We start from the raw sequence: 16,890 nt of genomic DNA, 5'->3' as shown, positions 1-16,890 counted from the left end.
AACCCCTGCCGTCTGGCAGGGGTTCTTGCTTGCAGCGGCGCTGATCTGGCGCTTACTCGGCGCCTTGCGCCTGCGTGGCGCCCACCGGCGTCAGCATCTTGACCTTGGAGCGGGCCTTCAGGCTTTCATAGAAGGCCTGCAGGTCGGTCTGGCCGGCCAGTTGCGAGAGCTGCTGCGCTTCGGCCTGGCGTTGCGCCGGGTTGGCCTGCGTCGGCTGGCTGACCTTGGTGATACGGTAGACCGCGTAGCCTTCGGCCCCCAGGTCGACACCCACCACCGCAGGCAGCTTGTTCGCGTCGGCGCGCAGCACCGCCTCGACCGCCTTCGGCGCCATGCCCTCGGCCTTGGCGCGCGACACGGTCTGCACCGCGCCAAAGCCGTCGGCGCTGTCTGCCTTCTTCAGCGCGGCAAGCCGGGCCTCGCCGTCCTTGCGCGCCAGTTCGGCCGCCTGCTGGGCGATATAGCCCTCGCGCACCTTGGCTTCGACTTCCTCGAACTTGCGCACGGCCGCCGGGCGGTACTCGACGATGCGCGCGGCCACCAGCGTGTTCGGGGCCACCTGGACGGCCTCGGTGTTGCGCTTGTTCTTGATCGCGTCGTCGCTGAACAGCGCCTTGAGCAGCTTGTCGTTGTTGAGCGGGCTCTGCGCGCCCAGCGCCGGGTTCGGCTGGCGCGTGACGTTGTCGGCGGTCTGGATGGTCAGCTTGAACTTGTCGGCTGCGGGCTTGAGGCTGTCAGCCTGCTCATAGACGGTGTTGCCGAAGGCATCGGCCTGCTCGGCAAACTTCTTGTCGGCGAACTGCTTGCGCAGCTCAGCTTCGAGTTCCGTGCGCACGGCTTCCAGCGGCTTGGTCTCGGCGGGCTTGATGCCAGTCAGCTTGATGATGTGGTAGCCGTAGTCGGTTTCCACCACGTCGCTGACCTGGCCATCCTTGAGCGCATACATGGCGTCCTCGAACGGCTTGACCAGCGCGCCGCGGCCCATGAAGCCCAGGTCGCCGCCCTTCTCGGCCGAGCCCGGATCCTGCGAGTTCTTGCGCGCCACGTCGGCGAAGGTGTCAGGGTGCTTGCGCAGGTCCTCCAGCAGCTTGGTGGCCTTGTCCTTCGCGGCCTGGCGCTGGGCGGCCGGCGCATCCTTCGGCGCGCTGATCAGGATATGGCTGGCGCGGCGCTGCTCGTCGATACGGAAGCGCGCGATATTGCTGTCGTAGTAGGACTTCAGCTCTTCGGGCGTGACCGCCTGCGTCGCGGCCAGGGCCTCGCCCGACAGCAGCAGGTACTCGACCTTGGCTTGTTCCGGCACCGAGAAGGCCTGCTGGTGGCTGTCGTAGTAGGCCTTCAGCGCGGCTGCATCGGGCTGCACCTTGGCGGTGTAGCCGGCCGGCTTGAACAGCAGCGCCTGCACATCGCGCTGCTGGTCACGCACGGCGATCAGGCGATCGAGCAGCGACTTGGGCACGAAGGCCGTCGCGGCGACCGATGCGCCCAGCTGCTGCGTGGCCAGCTCGAAGCGCATGCGGGCATCGAACTGCTCGGGCGTCATGCCCTGCGACTGCAGCAGCTGCAGGTAGGCCTTGTCGTCGACCTTGCCGTCCTTGGTGCGCGGCAACTGCGCGATCGCCGGCAGGTTGCTGATTTCCTCGAGCAGCTTGGCGTCGGACACGGTCAGGTGCTCACGCGCCACGGCACTGGCCATCACGCGTTGCAGGATCAGCTGGTCCAGCACGGCCTTGCGGGCGTCCGGGCCTTCGAACTGGCGCGGGTCATAGCTTGCGCCCAGGACCTGGCGCGCGCGTTCGCTCTGGTCGCGCACGACGTTGTCGATCTCCTGCACGCTGATGGCGCGGCCGTCGACCTTGGCGGCATCGTGCGAGCTGTCCATGAAGCGCGAATAGCTTTCCACGCCGAAGAACACGAACGACGGGAAAACAAGCACCAGCAGCAGCAAGAGCATCAGGCGCCGGTTGTTGCGTACGAAATCAAGCATGCGGATTCGGGTAGTGGATTGGCACGAAAGACAAACTCCACGATTCTATCAGGAGCCGCTGGGCGCGCACCCTTTGTGCAGGGTGGGAAACATGAATGAAAACGCCCGCTGATGCGGGCGTTTCCTTAAAACTGGCGGAGTGGACGGGACTCGAACCCGCGACCCCCGGCGTGACAGGCCGGTATTCTAACCGACTGAACTACCACTCCTGTGTCGGTGCTTGCTGCCGGCAATGCACATGTCCTTGCGATGGAGAGTTGTGGGTGCTGAGGATGCCTTGCAAGGGAACAAATTTCCTTACAAATCATAAGCCTACAACGCCTACCAACCTTCGCTTGCCGACCGTGCCCTGCTGCAAGAGGCCGAACTATAGCTTGTGTTCATCTTCTGCGCAATACCCGGATGACTCAATCTTGTACCCTCGGCTGCCAAGTCCGCCTGCACGCTCAGGCGCACATGCGCGCCTGGAGCGCCGTCAGCTCGTGCTTGACGACCTTGCCCGCGGCATTGATCGGCAGGGCCGCCATGAAGGCCACGGAACGCGGCACCTTATAGTTTGCCAGGCGGGCTCTGCACCATTCCAGCAATGCCTCCCCACTCATGCTCTCGCCTTCGCGCAACACCACGAAGGCGCGGCCAACCTCGCCCAGGCGCGCATCGGGTACGCCGACCACCGCGACCTGGGCCACCGCCGGATGCGTGCCAATCAGGTGCTCGATCTCCGCGGGATAGCAGTTGAAGCCGCCCACGATGAACATGTCCTTGAGCCGGCCGGTGATACACAGGTTTCCGTCGGCGTCGACGCTGCCGATGTCGCCTGTATGCAGCCACCCCGCGTCGTCGATGGCCTCGCGTGTGGCGGCCTCGTCGTCGAAGTACCCACGCATGACGTTGTAGCCGCGGATCCACACTTCGCCCGGTTCACCGGCGGCGACGTCGTTTCCTTCAGCGTCTACGCAGCGAATCTCCACACCGGCGAGCGCACGCCCGCTCGTGTTGGCGATAGTCTGCAGCGCGTCGCCGAGCCGGCAGACCGTCGCCAGGCCGCAGCACTCGGTCTGTCCGTAAGCAGTGAGCACCACGTCAAAACCAAGCACCTTGCGCATGCGCCGGATCAGTTCTGGCGCGATCGACGCCGCCCCCGTGACCGCCACGCGCAGCGATGACAAGTCGTATGCATCCAGCCGCGGATGGGCAAGCAAGCTCAGGTAGAGCGTGGGCGAGCCGGGCAGGAAGCTGACGCGGTACCGCTCGATGCGAGCGAGCACGGTTTCGGCGTCGAACTGCGCCAGCGGCAGGATGGTGGCGCCGCGAAGCAGGGCCGCGAGCCAGCCGGCCTTGTAGCCGAAGGCATGGAAGAAGGGATTGATGATCAGGTAACGGTCGCCGGGGCGCAGGCCGACGATGCCCGACCAGTCGGAGAAGGCGCGCAGATTCTGCCCGTGTGTGGTGATCACGCCCTTGGGCCGCCCCGTGGTGCCGGATGTGTAAAGCAGGTCGGACGGGCTGTCCGGTGTCTGCGCGGCGATGCGCGCGTCAAGCATGGCCTCGGGTGTGTCTTCGGCGCGGGCGAGGAAAGCCTCCCAAGACAAAGCGCCTTCGCGTTCGCCGCGCAGAATGACGCGGTGGCGCAAGGCCGGCAGCGCATGTCCACACAGCATCTCGGGATAATCGACGCCAAGCAATTCGCCGATGCAGATCAGCGCCCGCGTACCGCTACGCCCGAGAATATCGGCGGCCTCCCCGCCCTTGAGCCGGGTGTTAAGCGGTACCAGCACGCCGCCGGCCATCTGGATGCCGAGCGCTGCGACGATCCACTCGTGCAGGTTAGGCGCCCAGATGGCAACGCGCTCGCCGGGCGCTACGCCCAGCGCCATCAGCGCACGCCCTGCGACTCGCGCCGTCTCATGCAGCGCGCCATAGCGCAAGGACAGGCCGTCTTCCTCGATGGCTACCGCATCCGCGCGCAGCCGCGCCGTGTGTGCCACGGCATTGGGTATGGTTGAAATCGGTGCGAGGCAGTCGCTCACGGTTGCAAGCCTCCCTGGGGAAGGATCTGGCCACTCGCGGCAAGCTCCGCGGCGGCCGGGTAGTCGGTGTAGCCATGCGCTCCCGGCGTATACAGCAGCGTGCGGTCGAACGCGGCCAGCGGCGCACCGTGCCGCAGGCGCTCAGGCAGGTCGGGATTGGCGATGAAATGGCGGGCGAACGAAACCGCCTCGCCGACGCCGCCGGCCACTGCACGCGCGGCGCTAGCGCCGTCGAAACCGTCATTGACGATGACCGCACCGCCAAAACGCCGGCGGGCCAGCGCAAATGCATCGAGCGCAGGATCCGGCGAGCGGCTCACGTGCAGGTAGGCCAGCCCGATCGGCGCCACGGCATCGAGCAGCGCGCTGTACGTGGCGGTGGGATCGTCATCGTGCATGTCGTTATACGGGTTGCCGGGACAGATACGCAGACCCACGCGCCCCGCCCCGATCGCCCCGGCGATGGCCTCGAGCGTCTCCACGACGAAGCGCAGCCGCGCCATCAGCGAACCGCCGTAGCCGTCCGGGCGCTGATTGGTGCAAGAAAGCAGGAATTGCATCGGCAGGTAGCCGCTACTGCAATGCAGCTCGACGCCGTCAAACCCGGCGGCCAGCGCATTGACGGCGGCCTGGCGGTACTCGTCGATCACGGCCGTGACTTCATGTGCCGCCAGCGCGCGGGGCACCTCCATCTCGACCAGCCCGTGGCCGTCGGCATAGATGGTGCCGCGCGCGCGGATCGCCGACGGCGCCACCGTCTGTGCGTCTGGCGCCTTGTTATGGCGCGTCGCCACGCGCCCGACGTGCATCAGCTGCAGCACCATCGCCGCGCCCTGGCTGCGCACGGAGCCTGACACGTCGCGCCAGGCGTCGATCTGCGCGGTGGTCTCGATGCCCGGCGTGCGGCAGTACCCTTTGCCATGCCGGCTAGGGTAAGTGCCCTCCGCAATAATCAGCCCGGCGCCCGCGCGCTGGGCGTAGTACGCCTGGTGCAGGCCGGTGGGCAGGTCGCCCGCGCCGGCGCGGCTGCGCGTCATCGGCGCCATCACGATGCGATTGGCGAGTGCAATGTCGCCGAGCTGCAGTGGCTCGAACAGGCTGGCGCTCATCTTGATGATCCCTTGATCGGTTTCGGCATTGCGTCAGCGCGTGCGGACCTTGGGAAGTGACGAACCGCGACGCATCGACTCGAGAAAGCGATCCAGCGGCACCGGCTCGGCGACGCCGGGCAGCGCTTCATTCGGCTTGGCGTTCCAGAACGCTTTCCACGAGGGCCACAGTGCATGCCAGGAACCCTCATAGGGCTCACGGCCCGGCCAGCGCATCTTCTTGTCGCCGATGGGCGGCTTGTTGAGGTCGCTCGCGTAGAGATAGCATGGCAGCCGTCGCCGGAAATACCAGCAGCCGCCAATGCGCTCGTAGTCGTCCCAGTAGAGCATTTGCATGATGACCCATTCCGGGCCGGTCTCATGCTCGTTCTTCGAATACACCACGCCGCTCGCATGGTCCGCATCCTGGAACTCGATGATGTGTCCGCCGATATGGTGCGAGGTCACCGTGAACTGGTTGCGCAGGGTCTCGTCTATCCAGCGCCGCAGGTGCTCGCGGCCCACCTGGTCCTTGCCCACCGCCACGTCCTCGGGAAACAGGCTGGTCCAGGCATCGAGGTCGCGCATATCGAGCGCCAGCGCATACTTGGCCGGCAGCATGCGGATTTCGTTGACCGACTCGAGTCGATCGAGTCGGGCCTGCATCGATTCCATGTCTGATGCCACTTGCCTCTCCTTGCTCATTCAGTGGGGTGCGCTCAGCTTGCCTGCGGCGCGGCGCGCCGCTCGGCTGACGGCTCCGACACGTAGTCGGTTGCGCCCACGTCGAGCCGGCAGGTCTTGCCGCCATCGACTACCAGGCTCTGCCCGGTGATATACGAAGCCTCGTCCGACGCCAGGAACAGGATGGCGCCGGCCACCTCGTGCGGTTCGCCCACGCGCCCCAGCGGCACCGCGCGTGCGGTATCTCGGGCGACCTCCTCGCTGGCAAGCGCTTCGCGCGTGCCCTCGCTCCAGACCACACCGGGAATCACCACGTTGACGCGCACGTTGTGGGCTGCGCCCTCGAGCGCCACGGCGCGGCTGAAGTTGAGCACGCCCGCCTTGGCCGCGCCATAGGCCGACAATCCCGGACTGCCAAGCAGGCCCGCCACCGAACCCAGGTTGACGATGGCGCCGCCGCCGGCCGCCTTCATCACGCGCAGCGCCGCGCGCGTGCCGAAGAAGGCGACGTCCAGGCTACCGGTCAGGCATTGCCGCCAGGCTTGCGTGCTGACCTCGTCGAGCACGCCCCAGGTATAGTTGACCGCGTTATTGACCATGACATGCAGGCCGCCGAACTGCGCGACGGTCTGCGCCACCGCCCGCTCCACGTCCGCCTCGTTGGTGACATCGGCCTGAATCCACGCAGCCTCGCCGCCGCGCGACCGGATCTCCTCGGCCACGGCGCGCAGCGGCGCCTCACGCCGCCCGCACAGCATCACCCTCGCCCCTTCGGCCGCGAAGCGCGCAGCCGTGGCAGCGCCGATCCCCGTGCCAGCGCCACTGATCAGCGCCACCTTGTCCTGCAAACGTCCCGTTACTCGCATGCTGCTCTCCCTTTTATCCTTCCATCGAGGCAGGACAACGACCCGAACGCGTCGCCGTCGCGCCTGCGCCGTTAAATCATTGCCATGCCGCCGCTGACGGACAGCGTCTGGCCCGTCATCTGCATGCCGTCTCCGCTAACCAGGAACAGTGCCGCCGCCGCGATCTCTTCCGGCTCGGCCATGCGCCCCAGCGGGATCGCGCGCTCCAGGCTGCGCGCCCATTCCTCGCTGATGGACTGCATCATCGGCGTGCGCGTGGGCCCCGGGCAGATCGCGTTGACGCGGATGCCACGCGGGCCCAGGTCGCGCGCCAGGCAGCGGGTGAGGCCGAGCACGGCCGCCTTTGACGCGCAATAGCTGAGAGGCCCTTCGCCGCTCAGCGCCGAGACGCTGGCGATATTGACAATGGCGCCGCCCACCCCCGCGTGCGTCATCAGCCGTACCGCCTCGCGCGAGCAATAAAACGTGCCGTTGAGATTCACATCCACCACGCGCTGCCAGCCGGCATCGTTGAGGTCGACGATCATGTCGGTATAGACCGTGGGCGTCTCGCCGGCTGCCAGCTGCCGCCCGCGCTCGGCCGCGCGCACCTGGTAGTGCTCGAAGCCGTCTCCCGGCACCTGGCCAATGCCTGCGTTGTTGACCAGGATGTCGAGCCGCCCCCAGCGCATCGCGACCTCCTCGTGCAGCCGCCCCACCGCCGCACTGTCCGCGACGTCGCAACCGCGCGCCATGCCGTGCGCCTCGCCGCAGATCATGTCGAGCGTCGCTTGCGCGGCGCCGGCGTCGCGGTCTATTACGACCACCTCCGCGCCCTCGGCCGCAAAGCGCTCGGCCATGGCCCGCGCTCATGGCCCTATTCTTCTGGCCGGGCCACTTCACGGGCATGGTCCCGTGCGGAGGGAAATAGTCCCAACAGACTAGATTCGCGCACGGACGCTCCTCCATGTCGCTCCAGAAACGGTTGAATCTAGTCCGTCAGGCAAACAGCCATCACGGAGGAGACATGGAAGCGCAGCAGTTCCTGCAGACAGCCCCGCAGCCCACCCGCTACGCCCGCGGTTGGCATTGCCTTGGGCAAGCACGACAGGCGTCCCCGGCCCGGTGCCCGGGGAAAACACCCACTACCACCGCATGGAGAAGCAAATACCATTTCCAGCCGATCGCCGGTCGCCGACGGCCGGACTGGCGCAATGCCCCGACCGCATTGCGCCGCAGATTTGAGAGAGCACCGATGACAAGCCTTCAATGGATCGACGCACAGCTACCTGGCCGCCCTGCACTCGGCATGGACGAGATCAGCGATCTGATCGGGCTGGTGTACGACGGCCCGCTGCTTGATATCCCATGGCAGTCGCTGCTCGATGCGCTGCGACACCTGCTGGCCGCTAACTACGTGACCCTGGTGCTACGCCCGCCGTCCACATCCGCGCCGAGCATGGTGTGGAGTGCCGCTTGCGAATCTGCCGCCCACATGGCAGCGAGCGCTTCGCCGAGGCCGACAAGGCGCTGTGCCGGCGCATCGTGCCGCACCTGGAGCGCGCGGTACGTATCCACGCCAACCTCAACACGACCGAGTCGGAGCGGCGCTTCTACGCCGGCACGGTCGACAGTTTGCTGATCGGCTCGGTGATCCTGGACGACACCGGCCAGGTCCTTACCACAAATGGCATGGCCGACGCCCTGCTGGCGGAAAAGGATGGTCTGGTGGTTTGCAACGGCCAGTTGATGGCCGACTCGGCGCAGGAAAACCGCAAGCTGCAGGCCCTGGTCCGCCAGGCCATCGCCTTGCGAGACTCGGCGCAGCCCGGCATCCCGCTCGGGCTGTCGGTGCCGCGCAAGGGCGACCGCGCCCGGCTGGGACTGCTGGTGCGTTCCATCGCCTCGCAGAAGTGGTCCGAGCGTCCGCGCCAGCCCGCGGTGGCGGTCTTTATCCGCGACCCCGATCAAAAGGCACTGGGGTCGGCCGAACTACTGCGCAATATGTTCGATTTCACCCGGACGGAGGCGTCGCTCGTACTGTTGCTGACCCAGGGCCTGTCACTGGACGAAGCGGCGCAGGAACTCGAGATCCGCCGCAATACCGCGCGCGCGCATTTGCGTGCCGTGTTCTCCAAGACTGGCGTGACCCGCCAGGCGGCGCTGGTGCAAACCGTCCTGCACAGCATCATTCCGCTCGATTGAGGTGAATACGACGTGCCGACGCCACTCAGCGAGCTGACGGCACGATGAGCAGACGCATCGCCCCGGCCGCAGGGTGCCATGGCGGAAAATCGTCTCGGGCGCGGTTGTTTTGGTCCATTTGGACTATGTCGCATCCGGCGTGACCGGAAACAATGCGCATATCAGCCGCGTCTACCGCGGCTGCGCCAACAACATGACATCCGGGAGAGACATCCAGTGACGATCCAACACCCTGCCACCGGCGATTTTCGCGTGGCCCTCAACACGCCGGCCAGTGCGGTCGTGGTGACCGGCGGCGCGTCCGGCATTGGCGAGGCTTGCGCGGCGGCCTTGGCCGCGGTAAACCGGCCGGTCGCCATCTGGGATATCCAGGAGGACAAGGCACGTGCCGTCGCCGCGGCGCTCGCCGAACGTTATGACGTGCCCACCTTCGGGCTCGGCATCGACCTGCGCGCCCCCGCCGGCCTGGAAGACGCGCTGGTCCGTACCCGCGCCGCCCTGCCGGCGCTGGGCGGCATGGTGCATGCCGCCGGCGTGGTGGACCAGAGCGGGATCGACGGCCTCACACAGGCGCGCTGGGACGCCGTGCTTGATGTCAACCTGCGCGCCATGGCCCTGCTGGTGCAGGCCATGCTGCCTGAGCTGCGCGCGCAACCCGGCGCGGCAGTCGTCGGCATCGCGTCGATCAATGCCACGCTGGGCAACGCCCTGATTCCGGCTTACTCCGCCTCCAAGGGCGGCCTGCTCTCGCTGGTGCGCTCGCTCGCGGACAGCCTGGGCCGCGACGGCATCCGCATCAACGCCGTCTCTCCCGGACAGATCCACACACCGATGCTTCAACCTGCCATCGATGCCCTGCCCGAAGGCACCTTCGAGCGCCGCATCCAACTGGGCCGCCTCGGCACCCCCGCGGAGATCGGGCGAGTGGTCCGTTTCCTTCTGTCGGACGAGGCCAGCTACGTCACCGGCACCGAGGTCATCGTCGACGGCGGCAACATTCCTTCGCAGCGCTGAATCGGAGCGCCCTGCCCTGTGGCTGCTGGGCTATTCTCATACTGAGTCGCCATCCTCCGGCCGGACGTCCAGCCCTAGGCTCACCGCGGGACGCCCTGTGCAGTCCTGGCCCGTTCTGCAAGCAGCTTCAGCAGCCGTGCTTCGTCGGCACGCAGGCGGCTGACGATGGCGACGCGCGCGCAGTCCTGCAATCCGTCGTCGATGAAGGCCTCGATCACCGCCGGATGGACATAGCACTTGCGGCACACCGCCACGGTGTTGCGCAGGCGCTGGGCCACTGACTTGATGACCTCGGCCACGCACTTCCTGCGCGCTGCTTCGCCGTCCGCGCCGGTCGCGCGCAGCAGCGCGAGCGCATGCACGCTGCCCGCCCAGGTGCGGAAGTCCTTGGCAGTGAAGTCGCCGCCGGTCGCCTGCTGCAGGTAGGCGTTGACGTCGGCGGATCCGACCTCGCGGATCTCGCCGTCGCTGTCGCGATACTTGAACAGGCACTGGCCTGGCAGGTCGGCACAATTGCGCACGATGCGGGCCAGGCGTGGATCGTTGACCGATACGTCGTGGGTAATGCCGCTCTTGCCAGTGAACTGGAAACGCAGACGGCTGCCGCGCACGGTGACATGGCGGCGGCGCAGCGTGGTGAGGCCGTAGGTGCGGTTCTGCCTCGCATATTGCGGACTGCCCACGCGCACAAGCGTGGCGTCGAGCAGTTGCACCACCGCCGCGACCACTTTTTCGCGCGGCATGCCGTTGCGGCGCAGGTCGCGCGCGACGCGCGCCCGCAAGCGGGGCAGTACGCTGCCGAAGGCCGGCAACCGCGCGTATTTGTCCGAATCGCGCAGCGCGCTCCACTCAGGGTGGTAGACATACTGCTTGCGGCCGCGCGCATCGCGCCCGGTCGCCTGCAGGTGGCCCGCAGGGTTCGCACAGATCCACACTTCCTCGTAGGCAGGAGGAATCGCCAGCGCAGCGATGCGTGCCAGCGTGGCGGCATCGTCCACGCGCTTGCCATTGGCGTCGATGTAGGCAAAGCCGCCGCCCTGACGGCGGCGCCCGATGCCCGGCATACTGTCATCGACATAACGCAACCCGGCCTCGCGCAATACCGTGCGCAACGCTTTGTCGGCACCATTAGTCGGGAGAGCACTATCCAAGGCTGGGTCTCTTTCCGGGGCTGCCAGCGCGCCGTCCGGGCCTTCCGGCGCTTTATGCGCGCGCGCCGCAGTGGCCTTGCCCGCGCTGCGCCTGTTCGTGGTAATGGCAAATGCGAGCCAGCGCCCAGTCGGCAGCGGCTTCGCGTACGGCGTTACGCGTCCCCGGAAAGCGCCGCGTTTCCGTGAACGCGGCAATACCCCCGGTGCTCCGCAGCACATCGCGCGCCGCATGGCCGTGGCGGCGGAACACCCAGGCAAAGCACTGCGTACCCGCCGGGATATCGCCATCGCCGCCGTCATCGGCGACGCCGGTGTTGGCGATCGCGAGGTCGGCGCCGGTGATCTCCATGGCGCCCAGCGCCATCGCCAGCGAGACCGCCTCGCTGGTCAGTCCGTGACGCCTGATGGTCTCAGGCGGCACGTGCAGCAACTGTTCCTTGGCCGAGGGCGAATACGCCACGATGGCGCAGTGCAAGACATCGCCGCAACCCGGCACCTCGGCAATGCGCGAGGCGATCAGCCCCGCGGTACAGGATTCCGCCGTGACCACATGCAAATGGTGGCGCAGCAAATAGCGCGCAATGCTGCCGTTGTCGCTGCTGTTTTCCCCAAGCGTCATCGCTGCGCCTCCGACGCCTGCACAGACACTCCGTTGCTGCGCGATACAGCAGGCGTGGCCGGTGCTGCGGGTACGCGGCCGTCTCCGCCGCGCCCCTTCACGAACGTCACCTTGCCGTCGCGCTCCAGCACCACCCGGGTAAGGTCGTCGAAGCTGTCGGTCTGAAGCGTCGCACGCAGGTTGGCCTTGAGGTCTTCCTCGGTCAGCATTGCGTGGCTCACGCGCTCCCGGTCCAGTTCCCCTTCGCGCAGCAGGTCCAGCGCGTGGCCGCCAGTGGCGCGGTCGAATGCCGGAGAACGGCTCGACAGCCAGCCCACCACCCGGTGCAGAAGCACCAATGCCAGCCCGGCGGAAAACGCCACCGCGAACGAAGCGGCGCCGACCACGGCGCGCGACAACACCGCGCCCAGCAGCAATATGATGCACAGGTCGAACGATGTCTTTTGCGCGAAGGCCCGCCTGCCGGCCAACCGCAGCATCGCCCAAGTGCCGACGAAGATGATGGCGGCACGCACGGCGCCTTGCCACCACGCCAGGTCGTCACCTTCGCCAACGAGCTTGCGCATCGCATCGACGATCACTTCCACGCTGTCCATGTCGGTGTCCGCAGTCGATTTTCTGACTAGTTCAGCAAGTTCCGCGCCAGGCTCACGACACTGGGCCGTGCTGCTGTGCACGTCCCATATGCGCTCATTCGCGCGGGAATGCGGGGAAATCGTACGTGCAGTGCCGGGCCAGGCCTGAAAAAACTGCCCAGAGCGCGCGCAACATCGGGAGCGAATGGCGCTTATCTGTGGGATGCGGGAAAACTCCGGCCGGGAGCGCCATGCCGAGCAACGGCGGAACAGCAATTTAGCGCGCGGCTCGGCCGAGGGAGATGAAAATACCAACAAAAAAGGACTTAGATCGCTCTAAGTCCTTGATTTTGTTAGTCAAGCGTGGTGGGTGCTGAGGGGCTCGAACCCCCGACCTACGCCTTGTAAGGGCGCCGCTCTACCAACTGAGCTAAGCACCCGCTCGACCATCACAGGCTGGCTGCCTGCAACTTGCTGATCGCTCCACACCTCGCGGCAGTTGCCGTGGTTTGCGTTGCGAGGGCGCAAGTGTAATACAGGTGATTTCGGTTTGCCAAGGCCTGCGCACGCAAAAAAACGCCGCCGGGCATCGCTGCCCCGCGGCGTTTCATTCATGCGGCCAAAGCTGTGTCAGTGATGCAAACGCTCCACCTTGGCCGCGGCCTTGTCCGCCACTTCGGCGGGCTTGGCATCTTCTTCCGACAACGGCTCGGGCTTGCGCTCGAGCGCCAGTTCCAGCACCTTGTCGATCCAGCGCACCGGCACGATCTCGATGGCGTTCTTGACGTTGTCCGGGATCTCGGCCAGGTCCTTGACGTTATCCTCGGGGATCAGCACCAGCTTGATGCCGCCCCGGTGGGCCGCCAGCAGCTTCTCCTTGAGGCCGCCGATCGGCAGCACCTCGCCGCGCAACGTGATCTCGCCGGTCATGGCCACATCCGCACGCACCGGAATGCCGGTCAGCACCGACACCAGCGCGGTGGTCATCGCACCGCCTGCCGACGGGCCGTCCTTGGGCGTGGCGCCTTCGGGCACGTGGATGTGGATGTCGCGCTTCTCGAACATCTCATCCGTGATACCCAGGCGACGTGCCCGCGAACGCACCACCGAACGGGCAGCCTCGACCGACTCCTTCATCACGTCGCCCAGCGAACCGGTGCGGGTGATGTTGCCCTTGCCCGGCATGATCGCGGCTTCGATGGTCAGCAGGTCGCCACCCACCTCGGTCCACGCCAGCCCGGTCACCTGGCCAACCTGGTTTTCCTTGCCGGCCAGGCCGAAGTCGTACTTGCGCACACCGAGGAATTTGTCCAGGTTCTCGGAATCGACCTTGATCGTGCCCGACTCCTTCTTCAGCAGCAGCAGCTTGACCACCTTGCGAGCGATCTTCGACACCTCGCGTTCCAGCGAACGCACGCCTGCTTCACGCGTGTAGTAGCGGATGATGTCGCGGATCGCATCTTCTGCGACCTCGATCTCGCCTGCCTTCAGACCATTGTTCTTGATCTGCTTGGGCAGCAGGTAGCGCTGGGCGATATTGACCTTCTCGTCCTCGGTGTAACCCGACAGGCGGATCACTTCCATACGGTCGAGCAGCGGCGGCGGGATGTTCAGCGAGTTCGACGTCGCCACGAACATCACGTCGGACAGGTCGAAGTCGACTTCGATGTAGTGGTCCTGGAATGTGTGGTTCTGTTCCGGGTCCAGCACCTCGAGCAGCGCTGACGACGGATCGCCGCGGAAGTCCGCACCCATCTTGTCGATCTCGTCGAGCAGGAAGAGCGGATTGCGCACGCCGACCTTGGACAGGCTCTGCAGGATCTTGCCTGGCATCGAGCCGATGTAGGTACGGCGGTGGCCGCGGATCTCGGCCTCGTCGCGCACGCCACCCAGCGCCATGCGCACGAACTTGCGGTTCGTGGCGCGCGCCACCGACTGGCCGAGCGAGGTCTTGCCCACGCCGGGGGGGCCGACCAGGCACAGGATCGGCGCCTTCAGCTTGTCCACGCGCTGCTGCACTGCGAGGTATTCCAGGATACGTTCCTTGACCTTCTCCAGACCGTAGTGGTCCTCTTCCAGCACGCGCTCGGCGTTGGCCAGGTCGTTGTTGACCTTGCTCTTCTTGCGCCACGGCAGGTTCACCAGCGTGTCGATGTAATTGCGCACGACGGTGGCTTCGGCCGACATCGGCGACATCAGCTTGAGCTTCTTGAATTCGGCGTCGGCCTTCTTCTTGGCTTCCTTCGGCATGCGCGCAGCCTTGATGCGCTTGTCGAGTTCTTCCAGGTCGGCGCCTTCTTCGCCCTCGCCCAGTTCCTTCTGGATGGCCTTGACCTGCTCGTTCAGGTAGTACTCGCGCTGGCTCTTCTCCATCTGGCGCTTGACGCGGCCACGAATGCGCTTTTCAACCTGGAGGATGTCGATCTCGCCCTCGAGCTGCGACAGCAGGCTTTCCAGGCGCTCGGTCACATTGACCATCTCCAGGATCTTCTGCTTCTGCTCGAGCTTGATCGGCAGGTGCGCGGCGATGGTGTCCGCCAGGCGGCCTGCCTCGTCGATGCCCGACAGCGAGGTCAGGATCTCGGGCGGGATCTTCTTGTTGAGCTTCACGTACTGGTCGAACTGCGACACGATCGCGCGGCGCAGGGCCTCGGTCTCGGCGCTTTCGCCAGGTGCGGGCGGCACGGGCACGGCTTCGCACATAAAGTGCGCATCGTCCTCGCTCACCTCGCGGATATTCGCGCGCTGGGTACCCTCGACCAGCACCTTCACGGTACCGTCGGGCAGTTTCAGCATTTGCAGGATATTGGCGATGCAGCCGACCTCATACAGGTCGTCGGCGGTCGGCTCGTCCTTGGCCGCCGTCTTCTGGGCCACGAGCATGATGCTCTTGCCCGCCTCCATCGCAGTCTCAAGCGCCTTGATGGACTTCGGGCGTCCCACGAACAGCGGGATCACCATGTGCGGAAACACCACCACGTCGCGCAGCGGCAACAGTGGGAGGCGAATCGGCTCGGCCGGGAGGAGTTGTGTTCCGGACATCATTTTCCCCAAGTCAGTCATTTAAGGCGTAAATTGGGCCGCCCGAATCGATTACAAGATACGTGCCAATCGATTCATCAAGGCAGGCAGATGCCGCTCCCTGCACTTGCTGGCCCCTCTGAAACAGCATACCCGCGTTTCCTCCCTCTCGTCGGTAGAAATAAACAAAAAAAGCCGCTCGCTTCTACGCGAACGGCCTTTTCGCCCGGCTGCCGGTGTGGTCCCGACCACTTACCACGTCTGGCAGCCCTCGCGTCAGTTGGACCCCGCCACCTTGGGCTGCTGCTCTTCGTACATCAGCAGCGGAGGTGCATCGCCGTTGATCGTATTTTCATCGATCACCACCTTCTGCACGCCCTTGTAGTTGGGCAGGTCGTACATGACGTCCATCAGCGACTGCTCCAGGATCGAACGCAGGCCGCGGGCCCCGGTCTTGCGGCGGATCGCCTTGCGGGCGATGGCGCTCAGCGCACCCGGGCGGATTTCCAGCTCGACGCCTTCCATCGCCAGCAGCTTCTGGTATTGCTTGACCAGCGCGTTCTTGGGCTCGACCAGGATCTGCATCAGCGCGGCCTCGTCCAGCTTGGACAGCGTGGCGACCACCGGCAAGCGGCCGATCAGTTCGGGGATCAGGCCGAACTTGATCAGGTCTTCCGGCTCGGTCTGCGGCAGCACCTCGCTGGCGTCGCGCTCTTCCTTGCTCTTGACCTGCGCGGCAAAGCCGATGCCGGTCTTGTCCGAGCGCTGCATGATGACCTTCTCCAGGCCATCGAAGGCGCCGCCGCAGATGAACAGGATGTTGGTCGTGTCCACCTGCAGGAAGTCCTGGTTCGGATGCTTGCGGCCGCCCTGCGGCGGCACCGATGCCATGGTGCCTTCGATCAGCTTGAGCAGTGCCTGCTGCACGCCCTCGCCCGACACGTCGCGGGTGATCGACGGGTTGTCGGACTTGCGCGAGATCTTGTCGATCTCATCGATGTAGACGATGCCGCGCTGCGCCTTCTCGACTTCGTAGTTGCAGTTCTGCAGCAGCTTCTGGATGATGTTCTCGACGTCCTCGCCCACGTAGCCGGCTTCGGTCAGCGTGGTCGCGTCGGCGATCACGAACGGCACGTTGAGCAGGCGCGCCAGCGTCTGCGCGAGCAGCGTCTTGCCCGAGCCGGTCGGCCCGATCAGCAGGATGTTGCTCTTGGACAGCTCGACATCGTCCTTCTTGCCGAGGTGCTTGAGGCGCTTGTAGTGGTTGTAGACCGCCACGGCCAGGATCTTCTTGGCCTGTTCCTGGCCAATCACATACTGGTCCAGGCTTTCGCGGATCTCGTGGGGCGTGGGGAGGTCCGAGCGCGCGGCCGCGGCGGCGTCTTTCTCGGATGCCGTGGCCTCGTCGCGAATGATCTCATTGCACAGGTCGATGCATTCGTCGCAAATGAACACCGACGGGCCGGCAATCAGCTTCTTGACCTCATGCTGGCTCTTGCCGCAGAAGGAGCAGTACAGAAGCTTTTCGCTGGATGAACCTTTTTTGTCCGCCATAGGAATCAGTCACTTATGCAGGGCGCACACCGCGGGGCGACAGGCTCCCAGCGATACGCTTCAAACGCATCATACGCCAAAACAATTGGCACCACCGGCGGTTCCCCCCGGCTGTGG

Annotated in this window: 13 protein-coding genes and 2 tRNA genes; 2 read left to right on the top strand and 13 right to left on the bottom strand. The window is 65.7% G+C overall.

Annotation, left to right across the window (positions count from 1 at the left end; genetic code table 11):
* Positions 1–52 precede the first annotated feature (52 nt).
* The 7 genes from AC3WLF_RS17680 to AC3WLF_RS17650 all read right to left on the bottom strand — a co-directional run bounded on the left by AC3WLF_RS17680 (position 53) and on the right by AC3WLF_RS17650 (position 7,494).
* Positions 53–1,987, bottom strand: coding sequence for a SurA N-terminal domain-containing protein (locus AC3WLF_RS17680; protein ID WP_492351957.1), 1,935 nt, complete (start codon positions 1,985–1,987; stop codon positions 53–55).
* A gap of 132 nt (positions 1,988–2,119) precedes the next feature.
* Positions 2,120–2,196, bottom strand: a tRNA-Asp gene (locus tag AC3WLF_RS17675).
* A 237-nt stretch (positions 2,197–2,433) separates the two neighbouring features.
* Positions 2,434–4,017, bottom strand: a complete 1,584-nt coding sequence (locus tag AC3WLF_RS17670; protein WP_492358566.1) for a FadD3 family acyl-CoA ligase — start codon at positions 4,015–4,017, stop codon at positions 2,434–2,436.
* Complete coding sequence (locus tag AC3WLF_RS17665; protein ID WP_492358565.1) at positions 4,014–5,126, bottom strand: alkene reductase; 1,113 nt, start codon at positions 5,124–5,126, stop codon at positions 4,014–4,016. The genes AC3WLF_RS17670 and AC3WLF_RS17665 overlap by 4 nt, the downstream gene beginning before the upstream one ends.
* Positions 5,127–5,159: 33 nt before the next feature.
* Complete coding sequence (locus AC3WLF_RS17660) at positions 5,160–5,792, bottom strand: nuclear transport factor 2 family protein (protein ID WP_492351954.1); 633 nt, start codon at positions 5,790–5,792, stop codon at positions 5,160–5,162.
* 32 nt (positions 5,793–5,824) lie between these two features.
* Positions 5,825–6,655 carry an SDR family NAD(P)-dependent oxidoreductase gene (locus tag AC3WLF_RS17655; RefSeq protein WP_492351953.1) on the bottom strand — a complete coding sequence of 277 codons (831 nt, stop codon included), beginning with the start codon at positions 6,653–6,655 and terminating at the stop codon, positions 5,825–5,827.
* A gap of 71 nt (positions 6,656–6,726) precedes the next feature.
* Positions 6,727–7,494 (bottom strand): SDR family NAD(P)-dependent oxidoreductase, encoded by a 768-nt coding sequence (locus AC3WLF_RS17650; RefSeq protein WP_492351952.1) that lies wholly within the window; start codon positions 7,492–7,494, stop codon positions 6,727–6,729.
* A gap of 616 nt (positions 7,495–8,110) precedes the next feature.
* Here AC3WLF_RS17650 and AC3WLF_RS17645 point away from each other — a divergent pair.
* Together AC3WLF_RS17645 and AC3WLF_RS17640 are read left to right on the top strand one after the other, a co-directional pair.
* Entirely contained in the window at positions 8,111–8,839 is a 729-nt protein-coding gene (locus AC3WLF_RS17645; protein ID WP_492356302.1) for a helix-turn-helix transcriptional regulator, read from the top strand.
* 216 nt (positions 8,840–9,055) lie between these two features.
* Positions 9,056–9,853 (top strand): SDR family NAD(P)-dependent oxidoreductase, encoded by a 798-nt coding sequence (locus AC3WLF_RS17640; RefSeq protein WP_492356303.1) that lies wholly within the window; start codon positions 9,056–9,058, stop codon positions 9,851–9,853.
* A gap of 80 nt (positions 9,854–9,933) precedes the next feature.
* Here the strand turns inward: AC3WLF_RS17640 and AC3WLF_RS17635 are convergent, their stop codons facing one another.
* From AC3WLF_RS17635 to clpX, 6 genes are all read right to left on the bottom strand, one after another.
* Positions 9,934–11,004, bottom strand: a complete 1,071-nt coding sequence (locus AC3WLF_RS17635) for a DNA topoisomerase IB (RefSeq protein WP_492351950.1) — start codon at positions 11,002–11,004, stop codon at positions 9,934–9,936.
* 52 nt (positions 11,005–11,056) lie between these two features.
* Positions 11,057–11,623 (bottom strand): CinA family protein, encoded by a 567-nt coding sequence (locus tag AC3WLF_RS17630; RefSeq protein WP_492321402.1) that lies wholly within the window; start codon positions 11,621–11,623, stop codon positions 11,057–11,059.
* On the bottom strand, positions 11,620–12,219 hold the full coding sequence (locus AC3WLF_RS17625) for a DUF421 domain-containing protein (RefSeq protein ID WP_492321401.1): 600 nt from the start codon (positions 12,217–12,219) through the stop codon (positions 11,620–11,622). The genes AC3WLF_RS17630 and AC3WLF_RS17625 overlap by 4 nt, the downstream gene beginning before the upstream one ends.
* Before the next feature lie 343 nt (positions 12,220–12,562).
* Positions 12,563–12,638, bottom strand: a tRNA-Val gene (locus AC3WLF_RS17620).
* A gap of 190 nt (positions 12,639–12,828) precedes the next feature.
* Complete coding sequence (lon, locus tag AC3WLF_RS17615; protein ID WP_492321400.1) at positions 12,829–15,240, bottom strand: endopeptidase La; 2,412 nt, start codon at positions 15,238–15,240, stop codon at positions 12,829–12,831.
* A gap of 255 nt (positions 15,241–15,495) precedes the next feature.
* A complete protein-coding gene (clpX, locus tag AC3WLF_RS17610; protein ID WP_010810087.1) occupies positions 15,496–16,773 on the bottom strand; it encodes an ATP-dependent Clp protease ATP-binding subunit ClpX in 1,278 nt (425 codons plus the stop codon).
* Positions 16,774–16,890: the final 117 nt, after the last annotated feature.

The organism is Cupriavidus sp. FW306-01-F10A (genome assembly GCF_058782785.1).
The sequence above is the reverse complement of the archived record's forward strand: the minus strand, read 5'-3'. Positions and strand labels throughout refer to the sequence as shown.

Bases quoted from the DNA above. Each gene is read 5' to 3' on its own strand.
- AC3WLF_RS17680 (WP_492351957.1), bottom strand. From the start codon at position 1,987: ATGCTTGATTTCGTACGCAACAACCGGCGCCTGATGCTCTTGCTGCTG.
- AC3WLF_RS17665 (WP_492358565.1), bottom strand. From the start codon at position 5,126: ATGAGCGCCAGCCTGTTCGAGCCACTGCAGCTCGGCGACATTGCACTC.
- AC3WLF_RS17655 (WP_492351953.1), bottom strand. From the start codon at position 6,655: ATGCGAGTAACGGGACGTTTGCAGGACAAGGTGGCGCTGATCAGTGGC.
- AC3WLF_RS17650 (WP_492351952.1), bottom strand. From the start codon at position 7,494: ATGGCCGAGCGCTTTGCGGCCGAGGGCGCGGAGGTGGTCGTAATAGAC.
- AC3WLF_RS17630 (WP_492321402.1), bottom strand. From the start codon at position 11,623: ATGACGCTTGGGGAAAACAGCAGCGACAACGGCAGCATTGCGCGCTAT.
- AC3WLF_RS17625 (WP_492321401.1), bottom strand. From the start codon at position 12,219: ATGGACAGCGTGGAAGTGATCGTCGATGCGATGCGCAAGCTCGTTGGC.
- lon (WP_492321400.1), bottom strand. From the start codon at position 15,240: ATGTCCGGAACACAACTCCTCCCGGCCGAGCCGATTCGCCTCCCACTG.
- clpX (WP_010810087.1), bottom strand. From the start codon at position 16,773: ATGGCGGACAAAAAAGGTTCATCCAGCGAAAAGCTTCTGTACTGCTCC.